This window comes from Kitasatospora sp. NPDC096140 (assembly GCF_040303045.1).
GTDB lineage: Bacteria > Actinomycetota > Actinomycetes > Streptomycetales > Streptomycetaceae > Kitasatospora.
Genome location: NZ_JBEOUW010000002.1, coordinates 309,183 through 325,497 on the forward strand (window position 1 = coordinate 309,183; position 16,315 = coordinate 325,497).

Annotated in this window: 15 protein-coding genes; 6 read left to right on the forward strand and 9 right to left on the reverse strand. The window is 76.7% G+C overall.

Going from position 1 to position 16,315, the window contains the following annotated elements:
- Nucleotides 1-68 precede the first annotated feature (68 nt).
- From ligA to ABT048_RS03195, 5 genes are all read right to left on the reverse strand, one after another.
- Nucleotides 69-2,180, reverse strand: coding sequence for an NAD-dependent DNA ligase LigA (ligA, locus tag ABT048_RS03175; protein ID WP_350519608.1), 2,112 nt, complete (start codon nucleotides 2,178-2,180; stop codon nucleotides 69-71).
- 115 nt (nucleotides 2,181-2,295) lie between these two features.
- A complete protein-coding gene (locus ABT048_RS03180; RefSeq protein WP_396552166.1) occupies nucleotides 2,296-2,496 on the reverse strand; it encodes a hypothetical protein in 201 nt (66 codons plus the stop codon).
- Between the two features lie 182 nt (nucleotides 2,497-2,678).
- Nucleotides 2,679-3,497: a methyltransferase domain-containing protein gene (locus ABT048_RS03185; RefSeq protein WP_350519570.1), complete on the reverse strand. Its 819-nt coding sequence runs from the start codon at nucleotides 3,495-3,497 to the stop codon at nucleotides 2,679-2,681.
- Between the two features lie 104 nt (nucleotides 3,498-3,601).
- Nucleotides 3,602-5,170 (reverse strand): murein biosynthesis integral membrane protein MurJ, encoded by a 1,569-nt coding sequence (gene murJ, locus ABT048_RS03190; protein WP_350519610.1) that lies wholly within the window; start codon nucleotides 5,168-5,170, stop codon nucleotides 3,602-3,604.
- A gap of 307 nt (nucleotides 5,171-5,477) precedes the next feature.
- Nucleotides 5,478-7,094 (reverse strand): FAD-dependent monooxygenase, encoded by a 1,617-nt coding sequence (locus ABT048_RS03195; RefSeq protein ID WP_350519571.1) that lies wholly within the window; start codon nucleotides 7,092-7,094, stop codon nucleotides 5,478-5,480.
- Between the two features lie 372 nt (nucleotides 7,095-7,466).
- Here ABT048_RS03195 and ABT048_RS03200 point away from each other — a divergent pair, with 372 nt between their 5' ends.
- From ABT048_RS03200 to ABT048_RS03210, 3 genes are all read left to right on the forward strand, one after another.
- Complete coding sequence (locus ABT048_RS03200; protein WP_350519572.1) at nucleotides 7,467-8,498, forward strand: glycosyltransferase family 2 protein; 1,032 nt, start codon at nucleotides 7,467-7,469, stop codon at nucleotides 8,496-8,498.
- A 402-nt stretch (nucleotides 8,499-8,900) separates the two neighbouring features.
- Complete coding sequence (locus ABT048_RS03205; protein WP_350519573.1) at nucleotides 8,901-9,224, forward strand: hypothetical protein; 324 nt, start codon at nucleotides 8,901-8,903, stop codon at nucleotides 9,222-9,224.
- Between the two features lie 51 nt (nucleotides 9,225-9,275).
- Nucleotides 9,276-9,884: a hypothetical protein gene (locus ABT048_RS03210; protein ID WP_350519574.1), complete on the forward strand. Its 609-nt coding sequence runs from the start codon at nucleotides 9,276-9,278 to the stop codon at nucleotides 9,882-9,884.
- Here the strand turns inward: ABT048_RS03210 and ABT048_RS03215 are convergent.
- Nucleotides 9,793-10,065: a hypothetical protein gene (locus ABT048_RS03215; RefSeq protein WP_350519575.1), complete on the reverse strand. Its 273-nt coding sequence runs from the start codon at nucleotides 10,063-10,065 to the stop codon at nucleotides 9,793-9,795. The two genes, ABT048_RS03210 and ABT048_RS03215, sit on opposite strands and share 92 nt — an antisense overlap.
- Nucleotides 10,066-10,169: 104 nt before the next feature.
- On the opposite strand from ABT048_RS03215, the gene ABT048_RS03220 reads away from it, so the two are divergent.
- Both ABT048_RS03220 and ABT048_RS03225 read left to right on the forward strand, forming a co-directional pair.
- A complete protein-coding gene (locus tag ABT048_RS03220) occupies nucleotides 10,170-10,904 on the forward strand; it encodes a hypothetical protein (RefSeq protein ID WP_350519576.1) in 735 nt (244 codons plus the stop codon).
- A 245-nt stretch (nucleotides 10,905-11,149) separates the two neighbouring features.
- Complete coding sequence (locus ABT048_RS03225; protein ID WP_350519577.1) at nucleotides 11,150-11,851, forward strand: hypothetical protein; 702 nt, start codon at nucleotides 11,150-11,152, stop codon at nucleotides 11,849-11,851.
- Nucleotides 11,852-11,901: 50 nt separating this feature from the next.
- On the opposite strand, the gene ABT048_RS03230 is transcribed toward ABT048_RS03225, so the two are convergent.
- Nucleotides 11,902-12,675 (reverse strand): SDR family NAD(P)-dependent oxidoreductase, encoded by a 774-nt coding sequence (locus ABT048_RS03230; protein ID WP_350519578.1) that lies wholly within the window; start codon nucleotides 12,673-12,675, stop codon nucleotides 11,902-11,904.
- Between the two features lie 539 nt (nucleotides 12,676-13,214).
- Between ABT048_RS03230 and ABT048_RS03235 the strand changes: the two genes are divergently transcribed.
- The gene (locus tag ABT048_RS03235; protein ID WP_350519579.1) at nucleotides 13,215-14,048 is read left to right on the forward strand and encodes a YhjD/YihY/BrkB family envelope integrity protein; all 834 of its coding nucleotides are present in this window, start codon (nucleotides 13,215-13,217) and stop codon (nucleotides 14,046-14,048) included.
- A 97-nt stretch (nucleotides 14,049-14,145) separates the two neighbouring features.
- Here the strand turns inward: ABT048_RS03235 and ABT048_RS03240 are convergent, their stop codons facing one another.
- Nucleotides 14,146-14,844 carry a response regulator gene (locus ABT048_RS03240; protein WP_350519580.1) on the reverse strand — a complete coding sequence of 233 codons (699 nt, stop codon included), beginning with the start codon at nucleotides 14,842-14,844 and terminating at the stop codon, nucleotides 14,146-14,148.
- Entirely contained in the window at nucleotides 14,841-16,145 is a 1,305-nt protein-coding gene (locus ABT048_RS03245; protein WP_350519581.1) for a sensor histidine kinase, read from the reverse strand. The genes ABT048_RS03240 and ABT048_RS03245 overlap by 4 nt, the downstream gene beginning before the upstream one ends.
- Between the last annotated feature and the right edge of the window lie 170 nt (nucleotides 16,146-16,315).

Here is a 16,315-nt window from a genome sequence, read left to right on the forward strand (position 1 = left end):
CCGCGGTTCCGCCGGCGGAGCGGGCGCGGATGCGGGCGCGGATGCCGCCCGCCCGTCAGCCCGTCCCGTCAGCCCTCGGGCAGGTGGTCGGCGACGAGGACGGCGAAGTCGTCGGGGGTGACGATGCGGATGCCGAGCTCCTCGGCCTTGGCCCGCTTGGAGCCGGCCTTCTCGCCCGCGACCAGCAGGGTGGTGCGCTTGGAGACCGACGAGGACGCCTTGCCCCCGGCGCGCTCGATCAGCTCGTTCATCTCGTTGCGGGACAGCGCGGCGAGCACGCCGGTCATGCTGCCGGTGACGACGACGGCCTCGCCCGCGAGCGGCCCGGCCTGCGCCGCGCCCTCCTCAGCCGCGCCCTCCTCAGCCGCGCCCTCCTCAGCCGCGCGCTCCTCCGCCGGGCCCCCGCCGGCCGGGCCCGGCACGGCCGGAGCCTGCGGCGCGCTGACGGCGGTGCCCACGCCCCGGGCCGCGAGGCGGTCCAGCAGCGGTGCGAGCTCGGCGAGTTCGGCGACGACGACCCGGGCCTTCTCCGGGCCGATGCCGTCCACCAGCGCCAGCGTCTCGGCGTCGGCGGCGCGGATCGCGGCCATCGAACCGAAGTGGGCGGCGATCCGGCGGGACATGGTGCGCCCGGTGCCGCGCACGCCGAGCGCGCAGAACACCCGGTTGAGCGGCTGCGTGCGGGCGGTCTCGATCGCGGCGAGCAGGTTGTCGGTGCTGGTGTCGCCCATCCGCTCCAGGCCGAGCAGCTGCTCGCGGGTGAGCGAGAACAGGTCGGCGACGTCGGCGACCAGGCCGGACTCGACGAGCTGGACGGCGCGGGTGCCGCCCAGGCCCTCGATGTCGAGCTGGTCGCGGCCGGCCGCGTAGATCACCGAGGCGACGGCTTGGCAGTTGCGCCCCCGGGCGCAGCGCCAGCGCTGCTCGCCGGTGTCGATGGCGTCCCCGCAGCGCGGGCAGGCCTCGGGGAAGACGATCGGCCGCTCCTCGCCGGTGCGCTCCTCGACCAGCGGCGCCTCGACGCGCGGGATGACGTCGCCGGCGCGGTAGACGAACACCCGGTCGCCGAGCATCAGCCCGCGGCGGGTGATGTCGGCCGGGTTGTGGAGGGTGGCGTAGGTGACGGTCACGCCGTCGATGACGACCGGCTCCAGGACGGCGCGCGGGGCGATGATGCCGGTGCGCCCGACGTTCCACTCGACGTCGAGCAGACGGGTGACCTTGTGCTCGGCGGCGAGCTTGCGGGCCACGGCCCAGCGCGGCGCGCGGGAGCCGGACCCCGCCTCCTGCCGGTCCGCCGCGGCGTCGGCCTTGACCACGACGCCGTCGATGCCGAACGGCAGCTCGGCGCGGAGCGCGGCGATCTCGTCGATCCGCTGCCGGGCCTCCTCCAGCGTCGCGCAGCGCGCCGGGCGGGCGGCGGTGGTGGCGGCGGTGTTGGCCCCGAGGGCGGCCAGGCGCTCCAGCAGGGCGCTGTGGGTGAGGCCCTCGTCGAGGCCGACCGCGCCGTAACCGAAGAAGGTCAGCTCGATGCGGTACGGGCGGTCCTTGGCGCGCAGGGTGCCGGCCGCGCCGTTGCGCGGGTTGGCGAACGGGACGGCGCCGTGCGCGGTGCGCACCTCGTTGGCGTGCTCGAACTGCTCGCGGGTGAGCAGGACCTCCCCGCGCAGCTCGACGTCGACCGGCTCGGCGAGTGCGGCGGGCAGGCCCAGCACGGCGTCGGCGGCGTGACTGATGTCCTCGCCCGCGAGGCCGTCGCCGCGGGTGATCAGCCGCTCCAGGCGCCCGGCGCGGTAACGGGCGGCCACCGCCAGCCCGTCCAGCTTGGGCTCCACGCACCACGCGGCCACCGGACGGCCCAGGCGGCGCTCCAGCCCGGCCGCCCAGTCCGCCAGCTCCTCCGCCGAGAAGACGTTGTCCAGCGACAGCATCGGCACGCTGTGCGGCACGTCGCCCCCGACCGCGCCGCCGGCGACCTTCCCGGTGGGGGAGTCCGGCAGCACCTCGCCCGGGTGCGCCTCCTCGTAGGCCGCGACGGCGCGCAGCAGGGCGTCGTACTCGTCGTCGCCGAGCGGCGTGGCGCCGTCGGTGTAGTAGGCGGCGGCCGCCCGGACGGCGGTGGCAACGGCGTCGGCGTAGTCGCCGGGGGTGAGCAGAGCGGCGTCGTTCATGGACGGCATCATCGCCGCCGGCACTGACAACCGACGCTGGAACAGGTGTCCGACCGGCCCTGCGCGCCACCGGCTCCCGCCCGGAGGGCCCGGCGGGGCGGCCGGTCCTCCGGGCGGGGTCGGATCAGGGGAGGTAGCGCTCCAGGGCGGCGGCGCCCTTGCGCTCGATCTCCTGCCGCGCCCATTCGAGCCGGCTGGGCGTGACGTCGCGGCCCGACGCCATCACGAGGTCCTCGGGGTCGAAGGGACGCTCCCCTCCGCTGTAGAGCTGCCGCTGCATCCCGGACGCCGACTCCGGCACGCCCTCGTTCATCGGTTCGCGCATGTCCATCACCTCATCGCTGGTGCCCGTACGCACGGTCCTTCGATGGTCGTTCCCGCGGCCGGACCGTGGCGGGTGGAGTACGACCAAGTTACTCCGTCCGGGTGAAACCGCCCCCCGGGCGGACCGAGAACCGGGGAGCCGGCTCGCCCGCGCACCGGGGATCCGGGCCGTCAGCGGGGCGCTCAGAGCGGCTTGTGCGCGACGGCGGCGAACATCGTCACCGACAGGTGGAAGGCGCCCTGCCCGGCGGCCTCCTCCAGACCGGCCAGGAGCCGGTCGCGCTGCGCCCCGGTGATCAGGCCCCGCCCGGCGGCCGCGTCGGCGAGCCCGAGGACGATCGGCCGGCTGACGGTGCGGGGGTCGTGCAGCAGGACGTCGGCGCCGAGCGCGTCGACGGTCAGGCCCGCCGCGGCCAGCCAGCCCGTCAGGCGGCGCCCGGCGTCCGGGGTGGCGGCGGTGGCCAGGGCGACGGCGGCCAGCGCGGGGCGGACCTCCGGGTCGGCCGGGTGCAGGACGAAGGTGGACCAGTCGGTGTCGAGCAGGGCCACCCGGCCGCCCGGGCGCAGCACCCGGGCGATCTCCGCGACGGCCCGCGCCGGGTCGTCCAGGTGCTGCAGGACGCGCTCGCACCGGACCGCGTCCACCCCGGCGTCGGGCAGCGGCAGCGCGAGCGCGTCGCCGTCCAGGAACCGGGCCGCACTGCCCGCCCCGGCGGCGCGCCGCTCGGCGACGGCACGCAGGCCGGGGTGGGGTTCGAGTCCGGTCGCTGCGCCGTCCGGGGCGACCGCCGCCGCGAGCACCACGGTCTCCGAGCCGGTGCCGCAGCCGACGTCCAGCGCCCGCTCGCCGGGGCGCGCGGCCAGCTGCGCGTGCGCCCACTCGCGCAGCCGCCGCACCCCGGCCGAGGCGGCCAGGACGTCCAGCACGGCGACCAGGCGGTCGGTGAGCGCGGGATCGGCGTTGGCCGCGCGGAAGGCCGAGGTGGGGCCCGGGTCGCTCATGGCGCTCACTATAGGCAGTTGCTCGGACACTCTCCGTGTCGAGCCGCCCCGGGCGCTGTTCGTGGTCGTGCGTCCGGCCGTGCTCGTGCCGGGCGGCGCGGGGTTCAGCGCAGGCCGGGCAGGGCGCGGAGCTCGGCGACGCGCAGGAGCCGGGCGAGGAGGAGGAACAGCAGGGCCATGGTGAGGGCGCCCGCCGCCGTCGGCAGGAGCGCGGCAAGCAGCGCGGACGCCGGGGCGTCGGGGACGCCGCGGGCGACGAGCCAGCCGGCCGTCCCGGCGAGCGCCGCGGCCGCGGTCAGCTTGCCGTAGGTGCGGCAGATCCGCCGCCCGTCCAGCAGCCCGCCGGTGCGCCGGCGCAGCCGCAGCGCGGTCAGCAGCAGCCCGACGCCGTAGGACAGCGCGTACGCGGCCGCCATGCCGGTGACCGCCCAGCGGGGCGGGAGCAGCAGGTGGCAGGCGGCGGCGAGGGCGACGTTCGTGCCGGCGATCCACAGGGCCAGGACGAAGGGCGTGCGGGTGTCGTCGAAGGCGTAGAAGCCGCGCAGCAGGAGGTACTGGGCGGAGAAGGGGATCAGCCCGAGTCCGAAGGCCTGGAGCATGTGGCCCAGCGGCAGGACGGCCGCGGCGTCGGTGCTGCCGTGGGCGAACAGCAGCCGGGCGATCCCGGGGCCGAGGGCGACGAACGCGAACGCGGCCGGGACGATGACGACGCCGCTGGTGCGCAGCGCGCGGGACAGGTCGGCCCGCAGGTCGCCGACGCGGTCGTCGAGGACGGCCCGGCTCATCCGCGGCAGGAGCGCGGTGACCAGGGTGACCGTCACGACGGCCTGCGGCATCGACCAGATCTGCTGGGCGTAGCTGTAGGCGGTGTAGCCGACGCCGCCGTGCGGCAGCGCGGCGTCGGCCGCGGAGGCGAAGCGGGTCACGAGCGTGCCGGCCGCCAGGTTGGTGAGGACGAACAGCAGGGTCCAGCGGGCCGCGCCGACGCTCCGGCGCAGGCCGGTGCCGCGCCAGTCGAAGCGCGGGCGCAGCCGGAACCCGGCGGCGTGGGCGTACGGGACCAGGGACAGCGCCTGCAGCACCAGGGCCAGGGTGGTGCCGGCGCCCAGCAGGGTGACCTGCTCGGGGGTGACGGCGTCGACCCGGTCGGGGGCGTTCAGCAGGCCGAGGTAGAGGCCGAACAGCGCGATGAGGACGACGTTGTTCAGGACCGGGGTCCACATCATCGCCCCGAACCGGTTCCGGGCGTTGAGGACCTGGCCGAAGATGCCGAAGAGGCCGTAGAAGAAGATCTGCGGGAGCAGGTAGCGGGCGAAGACGACGGTCAGCTCGAACGCGGCGTGCGTGCCGGGGGTGTCGTCCTGGTAGAGGCGGATGACGTCCGGGGCGGCCCACACCGCCAGGGCCGTCCCGGCGGCCAGGAGGCACAGCACGAGGGTGACCAGGCGCTGCTCGAACGCGGCGCCGCCGTCGGGGTGTGCGCTGCGCGCGCGCACCAGCTGCGGCACCAGGACGGAGTTGAGCGCGCCGCCGATCAGCAGGAAGTAGAGGCTGGTGGGGACGGTGTTGGCCTGGTTGTAGGTGGTGGCCAGCAGCCCGGTGCCCAGCGCGGCGCCCTGCAGCACCTGCCGGATCAGCCCGGTGAGCCGCGAGAGCACCGTCCCCGCCGCCATCAGCACGGACGGGCGGATGCGCGGGCCCGTACCGGCCCTGTTCGTACCGGCCCTGTTCGTACCGGGGGCTGCCGGGTCGGCTCCGTCGGCGTCGGCCCTGCGTGCGCCGGGCACGTCCGCACCGGCCCCGCCCGTACCGGCCCCGCGCCTGCGGGCCGCGTGGCGGCCCCGTTTCCGTGTCGTCCCCTCGATCATGATCCACAATCTACGTTCCCCGGGCCGCAGTTGAGGCCCGATCAGCCGCTTCCGCATCCGGCGGGCGGGGGCTGGCGGGCTGGCGGGCGGGCCGGCGCGGACCGGTGGGCGCTCAGACCGGGGCGAAGGTGCGGCGCAGGTGGGCCACCAGGCGGGCCGGGTCGGCGGCGGGCAGGCGGGCGGCGAGGTAGCCGTCGGGGCGGACGAGCAGGGCCTCGCCGTCGCCGGGCCGGTAGGCGGCGTGGAAGGCGGCGCCGGTGTCGCGGACGACGGGCAGGCGCAGGCCGTCGGCCACCGCCGGGGAGGCGGGGGATCCCTGGGCGAGGACGGCGTACACGTCGAGCAGGCCGTGGGCGGCGGCGTGGGCGGCGGCCGCGCAGGCGTGCAGGGTCTGCGCGTCGGTGGTGGGGCCCGCGGCGAGCAGCAGGGTGTGGCGGGTGCCGCGCAGCAGTTCGTGCAGGCGCTGCGGGTAGGCGGTCAGGGGGCGGGTGAGGCCGGCGCAGTCGGGGGCGCGGTCGCCGGGGGCGGGGCGGGTGCCCGGGGCGGGCTCGGTCAGCGGGCCGTCGCGGTAGCCGACCAGGAGCTGGGCCTCGCGCAGGACCGGGGCGGCGGGGTCCTCGGGGTCGCTGTCGAAGCCCGCGCGGGCGTGGCGCACCGTGCGGGAGACGACCTCCTCGCCGACGGGGTGGCGCTCGGCCTGGTAGCTGTCGAGGAGGGTGTCGGTGGCGGCGCCGCGGACGGTCAGGGCGAGCTTCCAGGCGAGGTTCCAGGCGTCCTGGATGCCGGTGTTCATGCCCTGGGCGCCGGTGGGCGGGTGGATGTGGGCGGCGTCGCCGGCCAGCAGCAGGCGCCCGGCGCGGTAGCGGTCGGCGAGGCGGTGGCTGATCCGGAACACCGAGGACCAGCGCAGCGCGGAGGCGGTGGCGGGCCGCGGGGAGAGGCGGTCCAGGACCTGCTGGATGTGCCGCAGTTCGGGGGCGCGGCCGCCCTCCAGCCCGTGCGCGACCCCGGCGGCGGGGGCGGTGGCGAGCTCGGGCGGGACGTTCATGGACACCCGGTAGCGGCCGCGCCCGGGCAGCGGGACGCACACCAGCGCGTCGGTGCCGCCGTCGGCGGTTCGGCGGGTCGAGCGCACGACGTAGCCGGGCGGCAGGTCCCAGTCGAGCTCGACGTCGCCGAGCATGTACTGCTCGGGGAAGGCGTCGCCGCCGAAGCCGATCCCGGCGGCGTGGCGCACCGTGCTGTGGGCGCCGTCGCAGCCCACGACCCAGCGGGCGGTCAGCTCGCGCGGCCCCGCGGGCGTGGCCAGGGTGACGCGCACGACCTCGTCGTCCTGCTCCAGGCCGAGCACCTCGGTGCCCCGCTCGACGGTGCCGCCGCACCCGGCCAGGTGCTCGGCGAGCAGCCGCTCGGTGGTGTCCTGGGGCAGCGCGGCGAAGCGGTACGGCACCTCGGCGGGCAGGTCGAGGTCGAGGCGCGGGCCGGGTTCGCCGTCGACGAAGGCGAGCTGGCCCAGCAGCGGCACCGCCTCGTCCAGGACCCGGCCCACCAGCCCCATCGCGTCCCAGAGCTCCAGGGTGCGGGGCTGGATCCCCACCGCCTTGGCGTAGGGCTGCGGGGCGTCCAGCCGGTCGACGACCCGGCAGCGCACGCCGCGCCGGCACAGCTCGGCGGCCGCGGTCAGGCCGACCGGGCCGGCGCCCACGACCAGTACGTCGGTGTCGTCCATGCCCGCTCCTCGGCTGCCCGGCACCGGCGGTGCCGCCCGTACTCCCAGGCTGCCCTCCGCCCCGGCGTCCCGCCCGACGGAGGCGGTGGGACGTCCCGGCGGCCGCGGCGTACGGGTTCGGGGCCCGGGGCCGGCGTGCGGGCCGGGGCCCGGGGCCGGCGGGAAGGTCTCCCGTACAGGTACTGCTGGTTTGCGAACGGTTGACGCCGGGCACGTCCGCTCCACAGATCCGCAGCCTCTACAACACCTACCGTTCGCCCAACGTTCTTGTACGGTCCCTACATTCGGGCCACTGCCGGTGATCGGCCGTCGGCGGTGCGTGCCCGCCCGGCCCCGTCCGGCGCGCGTCCGCACCTGAGGAAAGGCCGCCCGATGGCCCCCCGCCTGTCCGTCGTCGTCCCGATCTACAACGTCGAGCGTTACCTCGCGGAATGCCTCGACTCGATCGCGGCCCAGACCTTCCAGGACTTCGAATGCGTCCTGGTCGACGACGGCTCCACCGACGGCGGCCCCGCCATCGCCGAGGAGTACGCCGGCCGCGACCCGCGCTTCCGCCTGGTCCGCCAGGAGAACCAGGGCCTCGGCGCCGCCCGCAACACCGGCTGGCGCCACCTGACCCCCGGCACCGAGTACCTGGCCTTCGTCGACAGCGACGACACCCTGCCGCCGCACGCCTACCAGCTGATGATCAGCACGCTGGACGAGACCGGATCCGACTTCGTCACCGGCAACGCGCTGCGCCTGCGAACCAGCGGCCTCACCCCCTCGCACGGCCACCGCCGCGCCTTCCGCGAGACCCGGCTGCGCACCCACGTCAGCGAGGTGCCCGCCCTGGTCACCGACCGCACCGCCTGGAACAAGGTCTACCGGCGCTCCTTCTTCGACGCCGCGGGCATCCTCTACCCCGAGGGCATCCTGTACGAGGACGCCCCGGTCAGCGTGCCCCACCACTTCCTCGCCGAGCGGGTCGACGTGCTCGCCGAGCCGATCTACCACTGGCGGGTGCGCGAGGACGGCGACCTGTCCATCACCCAGAAGAAGACCGACCCGCGCGGCGTGGTCGACCGGGTCCGCTCGATGGAACTGGTCCGGGAATGGCTGCTCGCCCGCCCCGAGCCGGAGTTCGCCGAGCACCTGCGCGCCTACGACCACAACTGCCTGGTCGAGGAGATCCCGATGTTCTTCTGGTCCGTCCCGGACGGCGACCGCGCCTACCGGGAGGCCTACCAGCAGCACGTCAGCCGACTGCTGCGGGCCATCGGCCCCGAGCGGCTGGCCGCCCTGGGCAGCCGGCTGCGGCTCAAGTACCGCCTGACGCTGGCCGACCGGATGCACCGCTTCGTCGCCGTCCAGCGCCTGCACCGCCTCGCCCGCCGCACCCGCCAGGTCGCCACCCGGAGCTGACACCGGGCCGCCACCCGGGGCCGGCGCCCGGGGCCGCCACCCGGGGCCGGCGCCCGGGGCCAGGGCCGGGCCGCCACCCGGGGCCGGCGCCGGGGCCCTCGGGCCGGAACGGCCACCGCCCGTCCTGCTCCTGCTCCTGCCTTTTGCTCCTGCTCGGGGTGCGGCCCCGGCTTCGGCCCGGTGCCGAGCGTGCGCAGGGTGCGCAGGAACAGGTCCGCCTCGGCCGGTGCGAGCAGCGCGAGGAAGCGGCCCTCGGCCGCCACGCGCACGCGCTCGGCCCGCGCCGGCAGCTCCCGCCCCTGCGGGGTGAGCCGGACGACGTTCCGGCGGCGGTCCTCGGGGCCGCGGGCCCCAGCCGAACCACCCGCCCAGCCGGTCGCCTTCGGCATCAAGACCACCCCCGTGCGCGCCCCCTACGCCGACGTCCTCCGCGTCCGGCAGGAAGCCGACGACCTCCCCGACCTCGCCGACGCCTGGTCATGGGACCACCTCATGCCCATCGCCGACCCCGAGGACGACGTCCCGGAAGTCCGGACCCTCCTCAGCGCCCTCGCCGCCTCCACCCGCCGGCTGCGCCCCGGCCTCCTGGTCACCAGCAACCGGTTCCGCCACCCCGCCCGAGCTCGTCCCGCCGGGACCAGGCGGCGGCACCCCACCAGCCGCCCGGAGCCGGCGGCACCGCCGGGCCGAACCCCGCCGCCGCCGAATACGCCGGACACGGCCTGAGCCTCGTCCCGCCCCCGCGAGGGCACCGACCACCTCGCCGAGACCCTCACCGTGCTGCGCGGCCTGTGGACCCAGGACGTCTTCGACTTCGACGGGCGCCACAACTCCCTCCACGGGAACCGCCACCACCCCGAACCCGTCCAGCCGCCGGGCCCGCCGATCCTCATCGGCGGCCGGGGAACATGCCTGCTGCGCCTGGTGTCCGCCTGTTCGGCGACCAGGCGGCCACCAGGACCGTCCCCGGCCCGCCCCACGACACCGTCGACCACGTCCGCGAACGCAGCCGCGTCCTCGACGCCCACTGCGCGCGATCGGCCGCGACCCGCGCACGATCACCCGCTCCGTCCACTACGTCGTCTCCTGCGACGACCCGGCCCGGGACCGGGCCGTCCTCGCCGAACCGATCGACGCGGGCTTCACCCCCCTCGTCCTCAGCCTGCGCAGCTCCTGCCCGCCGGGCGTGGCGCGGTGGCTGGTCGACGAGATCGTCGGCCCGCTGCGCCACGGCTGACCCGGGGGAGCCCCGGCCGCCGTCCGGTCGTGTGGCGCGCGGTGAGGCGGTGCCCGGTCAGGCGGTGCCCGGTCGTGCGGTGCGCGGCCCGGCGGCGTCGAGCGCGGCGAGCAGCCGGGCGCGTACGGCGGCGGCGGCCTCGCGGGTGACCGGGTCCTCGCTCTCCAGCTGCGGGGCGATCAGCTCCACGGCCGCGGCCAGGAGCGGGAGGGGCACCTCGGCGGTGCGCAGGTGGAGGAGCTGCGACGCCGCGCGCTCGCCGGGCGTGGGCGGGGTGGGGGCGCCGGGGATGAGGGCGGTGATGCCCCGGGGGAGCTGGCTGTCGGTCACCCGTCCATTCTCCCGCCTGCGCACCCGTGGAGATCACCGGGCGCAGCCGTGCGGCGGGGTAAAGGACGTGCCGCCGGGCGGCCGGGGGCGGGAGGATGACCGCCATGAGTGCGATCATCAGCTTGGATCTGGCCGGCTTCGTCCCACGCGAGGACGGGAACGGCACCGGGGGCGGAGACCGGGTGTGGGACGACCCACAGGGGATGGTCCTGTCCGTCCACGACTTCGCGCTCGTGCCGGACCTGGTGGCCCCGCTCGACGCGGGCGAGCGGCTGCTGCGCGAACTGGCCCGCCACACCGCGCGGAGCGGGGCCGCGCTGATCGAGGCGCAGGTGCGCGACCTGGGCGGGGTGCCGGGCCTGTGGCAGCTCGTCAAGGTGCCCAGGGCGACCGGCCGCGGGCAGGTCTTCATCGGGGCGTGGACGGTACCGCGCGACCGGTGCAGCGTGGTGCTGAAGGTGCAGGCCGCCGAAGGCCCGGTCAGCGGCATGCGCGAGGCGGTGGTCGCCGACCGGGTCGGCTTCGACGCCTACGTCCGCCCCCACCCCTACGACCCCGACCTGCGCGGCCCGCTGCCGTACCACGCGGCCGACCTCCCGGAGTGGGACGCCCACTTCCCCACCCACCCGCTGACCCTGGTCCGGCAGACGCTGGCCCGGGTCGGCGCGAGCGCGGTGCTCGACGACCGCTTCCGGGCCCTGCCCCCGTTCCCCGGCCCCGCACCCGACGGCCCCGCATCCGACGGCGGCGCGTCCGGCGACGGCGCCGGCGACGTCCCGGCCGCCCCCGCCCCTGCCCCGGCGGAGGCGCCGCGCCGCCGGTGGTGGCGAGGACGCTGACGGGGCCGCCCGGCCCGCGCACGGGAAGTCGAACCGGCCGACTTCCCGTGCAGCGACACCGCTCCGCGCCGCCGACTCCCAGGATCGGTGCACCACGGGGTGCCCTGCCGATCGGCAGGGCACAACACCCGCGGAGAGCAGGACTTTTATGCCGATCGGCACATGTGCGCGAGGGGGCGCGGCGGCCACGCTTGGGGACATCGAGACGGCGGCCGCCCGGGCCGTCGGAGGGAGGGAAACCCACCGTGTTCCGCATTCGTACCCGCATCCGCATCCGCAGCCGCGCCAGTGCCCGCGCCCGTGTCAGTGCCCGTGCCGCCCGGGGCGTCGCCGCGGCCGGGCTGGCGCTCGTGGCGCTGACGGGCGTCGCCCCGGCCTCCGCCACCGGCGCCGCGTCCGCCACCGCTCCGTCCGCCGAGCAGGACGGCCGGGCCGCGCGCCCGGCGAGCGTCAGCGGTACGGCCCGGATCTCGTACGCCCTCTCCCCGGACGACGAGATCCGGTTCACCGTCGACGCCTTGGCGGCCCCGTACACCCACCGCTTCCCGGGCACCGGTGCGGCCGAAGGCCTGCCCACCGACGCCCGGGGCACCGTCCGCTACTCCCACCGCAAGGCCGACACCGGGAAGGTCTACAGCGCCGAGGCCCAGGTGGACTGCCTGAGCACCGGCGGCCCGGTCGCCACGCTGACCGCCGTCGTCACCAGGTCGGACGTCGGCAACACCGGCGAGCGAATAGGCCTGAGCATCTACCAGGGCAGCGGCCACGGTGACGCCCGCCTCGGGTTCTCCTGGGGCGTGGCCAACATGGACGTGGGTGCGGACGGCAAGCCCTACCAGCCGGTGGTCGGCACCTGCATGGCCCCGGCTCCGTTCGCCCCGGTCCTGCGTGGCGGCTTCACCGTCCACCACACCGAACTGGAGGCCCCGGGGACGGCCGGCCGCTGACCGGGCCCGCGCGGCGGCGATCCCGCCCCACTTCCGGCCTCGGTCCCGCCTCACTTCCCGACCACGAGGCGGCCGATCGTGCGGCCGAGGAGGCGGGGCGCCAGGCGCCGGGCCGTCCACATTGCCCGGGTGCCGCGCCCGGGGAAGGCCCACAGGTGTCCGCGGGCCAGGGCGCGGTCCATCGAGTCCAGGACCAGCTCCGGGTCCAGCCCCCGGACGTTGCCCACCAGTTCGGGGGAGTCGGCGCGCATCCGGTCCAGCATCGGGGTCTCCACCGCGGGCGGGCAGACGCACACCACCCGGATCCCGTCCCTGCGGTGCTCGGCCGCGACGGTCTCGGCGAGGAAGTGGACCGCGGCCTTCGCCGCGCCGTACGCCCCGCCCATCGGCACCGGCACCCAGCCGGCGATGGAGCCGAACAGGACCACCTGTCCGCCGCCCCGCGCGGCCATGGCCGGCACCACCGCCCGGACCACGTGGAGCGTGCCGCCGTACACGACGTCCATCACGCGCAGGGTGTCCGCCGGGTCCTGGTCCAGCAGCCGCCCCATGGCGGCGACGCCCGCGCAGTGCACCAGTCGGCGGGGCGGGCCCAGCGCGCGGACGATGTCGCCGAGCACGGCGGCGACGGCCGACCGGTCGGCGACGTCGCAGACGAACGGGCGCACCCCGGCGGCCTCCGCGGTCAGGGCGTCGAGGCCGGCCGCGTCCACGTCCACCGCGGCCACCGCCCACCCCGCGCGGGCCAGCCGCAGCGCCGCGGCCCGTCCGATCCCGCCGGCGGCACCGGTGACCAGGGCCACCGCACCCGGTGAAGACGACATCCGCACGCTCCTCGGACTGCTCGACTGCTCGACGGCTCGACTGCCCGCGCACCAGGGCCCGTCCCCGGTGCGTCCCGGCATCGGAGGTCATGCCTTCCCACCCCGCCCGGATCCCACCCGCCGGGGGCCCGCCCTGTCCGTACGGAGCCACGCCCGTACGGTGCGCGACCGCCGCCGCCGTCAGGTGCGGCCCGGGCGCGGGCGGGGCCGCCGTGCGACGGTGAATACAGGACCGCGGCTCCCGGGCACGCGTGGCGCACCGCGTGACGGGTCCCGGCAGGCCACGGGTCGGCGCGGCCGCCGGAGGATGCACCATGCACGCGAGGGACAGGACACCGGGAGAGCCGGAGGGCGAGCACAGGGGTGAGGACGGCGACGCCCGCCCCGACACCCACGGGGAGGTACGCGGGGAGGAGCCCCAGCCCCCGGCGCCGGGGTCACCGCTGCCGGGGTCACCGCCGCCAGGAGCACCGGCGCCGGGGTCACCGCCCCCGTCGGGCCCGCCCCCGTCGGACCCGTCGCAGGGGGTGCCCGAGCGGATGACCGCCCGGCAGGCCCGTCAGGCCCGGCGGGCGGCCGAGTGGGGCAAGGCGAAGTACCTCGGCTCCTGGGCCGAGAACCTGTGGGGGCGGCTGGACGCGGTGGACTTCCTCAGCCAGGCCATGGTGCTGGCCGCCACGCTGCTGCTGTGCGCCGTCCCGTTCATGCTGGTGGTGTCAGCCCTGGCCGGGCGGTCGGCGGTGGCCGGGCTGACGTCGCGGCTGGGCCTGAGCCCGGAGGCCTCCGCCGACGTCGGCCACCTGTTCGCCTCCTCCTCGACCACGTCCTCGGCGGTCACCGGCCTGTCGTGGGTCTTCTTCATCGGGGGCGGCCTCGCCGCCGCCGTCTCGATCCAGCAGCTGTACCAGCGGGTCTTCCAGCTGCCCAAGCACGCCTGGGACAGGCTGCGCGCGCTGGTCTGGCTGGCCGTGGTGGTGGGCTGGCTCGCTCTGGCCGCCCTGGTGGGCCACACGTTCCACGCGAGTCAGCCGGTGCTGTGGTGGATCATCAGCGTCGCCGTCTGCGTCCTCTTCTGGTGGTTCACGATGTGGTTCCTGCTGGGCGGGCGTGTCGCCTGGCGCCGGCTGCTGCCGTGCGCGGTCGCCACCGGCGGGTTCTGGATCGGCATGCTGCTCGTCTTCCACTTCACCTTCTCGGGCATGGTCATCGGCAACGAGCAGGAGTACGGGCCGATCGGGGTGGTGTTCACCCTGATGTCGTTCTTCATCGCGATCGGCGTGGTGATCATCCTGGGCGCGTCCACGGGCATGATGTGGCACGACCGGGGCATGTCCTTCCGGGCGGCGGTCCGCCGAACACGCCGGACGCCGTAGCCCCCGCCCGGCTCCACCCCCCCCGCCCGGGCCTGCCCCCGGTCCCCGCCGCCCCCGCCCCCCCCGCTGACCTCGCCGCCCGCTACCCCGCCCCCCGCTACCCGGCCCGGCCGCCGCCCGCCCCGGCGGTGACCAGGCCGGACTCGTAGGCCGCGATGACCGCCTGGGCGCGGTCCCGGACGTCGAGCTTGCCAAAGATGCTGGTGATGTAGTTCTTCACCGTCGACAGGCTGATGTCCAGGGCCCGGGAGATCTCGGCGTTGTCGAGGCCGGTGGCCATCAGGCGCCACACCTCGACCTCCCGGGGCGTGAGCCCGCCGGTGTCGGCGACGGGCGGCGGGGCGCCGAGGGGGGCCCGGACGTAGGTGGAGATCAGCCGGGTGAGCAGGCGCGGGGCGACCACCGCCTCACCGGTGTGCACGGTGCGGATCGCCGCGCCCAGCTCCTCCGGCGAGACGTCCTTGGGCAGGAACCCGTGGGCGCCGGCGCGCAGCGCCGCCACCACGTACTCGTCCATGTCGAAGGTGCTGAGGGCGAGGACCCGGCAGGAGGGCAGGGCGCGGGCCAGCTCGCGGGTCGCGTCGACCCCGTCCAGGACGGGCATCCGGATGTCCATCACCACGACGTCGGGGCGCAGCAGGCGGGCGGCGGCGACGGCCTGCTCCCCGTTCTTGGCCTCGCCCACCACCTCGAAGGACGGGTCGGGGGAGAGGATCAGTGACAGGCCGCGCCGCACCAGCGGCTGGTCGTCCGCGATGAGGACCCTGATGCCCGGTCCCGGTGCCGCCGCGTTCACCGGGCCGCCGCCGTGCCGTGCTGGACGGCCGCGTCGGCCGTCTCCTCCGGGGCCAGCGGCAGCTCGGCCACCACGGCGAAGCCGCCCGCCGGCCGCGGGCCGGCCTCCAGGGTGCCGCCGTGCAGGGCGACGCGCTCGCGCATGCCGATCAGGCCGTACCCGCCCCGGCTCCCGCCCGCCGCCGTGTCCCGGCCGGGCTGCGCGGTGTCTCCGTCGAGGCCGCCGCCCCTCCCGCCGCCCCTCCCGCCGTCGTCGCGCACCTCGACGGTGACCCGGTCCGCGCCGTACGTCAGGAGCACGCTCGCGCGGGCGGGCCCCGCGTACTTGCGGGCGTTGGTGAGGCCCTCCTGGACGATCCGGAACACCGTCAGGCCGACGGTCGGCGGCAGTGGGCGCCGGGGCCCGTGGACGTCGAGGTCGGTCGGCAGCCCGGCGAGGCGGGACTCGGCGACCAGCCGGTCCAGGTCCTCCGCCCCGGGCTGGGGCGAGGGCAGGCCGGCGTCCGGCTCGTCGCCGGCCCGCAGCACGTCCAGGAGCTGGCGCATCTCGCGCAGGGCCAGCCGCCCCGAGGACTCCAGGGTGACCAGGGCCTCCCGGACCACCTCCGGGTTGGCGAGGTTGGCCCGGGCGCCGCCGGCCATCAGCTGCATGGTGGTGATGTGGTGCGCCACGATGTCGTGCAACTCCCGTGCGATGCGGCGGCGTTCGTCGGCCACCGCACGGTCGGCCAGCAGCCCGCGGTTGGCCTCCACCTCCCGCTGCCAGCGCGCGATCGCGACGCCGGCGCCGGCTGCCAGCAGGGCGGCGGCCGGCGCGCTGACGGCGGCCTGCCAGGTCGGCATGCGCAGGTTGCTCTGGCCCAGCACCGTCAGCACCGACGCCACCGCCACGGCCACCGCCGTCCGGGCGACGGGGACGGCGGTGGCCACCGTGTACAGGGCGACCGCCAGGACGGCGCCGAAGTGGGGGCTCGGCGGTGGTGCGGACAGGTCGGCCGCGGTCCCCAGCACCAGGACGCCGGCCAGCGCCGCGACCGGACGCCTGCGCCGGGCGAGCAGTGGCAGGGCCGCCAGGGCGACCAGGAGGAAGCCCGGCAGGCTCGCCCCCCGGTCGACGCTCTCCCCGTTGAACACCAGGTAGCCGAGCAGGTCGATCGTGCAGGCGACGGCCGCCACCAGCGCGTCGGTGTTGCTCCACGGAGCGCCGTCGGCGTCCGACGAGGGGTCCGCCGCCGCGCCGGGCCCCCGGCCGGGGTCCACCCCGTGCCCCGCGTCCGCCACGAGGCGCTGACGCCCGCCCATGTCCGTTCCCCTCTGTGTCGTTCCCGTGCCGTACCCGCGCCGCCACCGCCGGCGACCGACCGTCCGCCGACCCGACCGACCGCCCGCCATCGGACGCTCGCCATCGGACGACCGCCCCGGGCGCCCGCCCCGGGCGCCCGCCCCGGGCGCCCGCCATCGGACGACCGTCC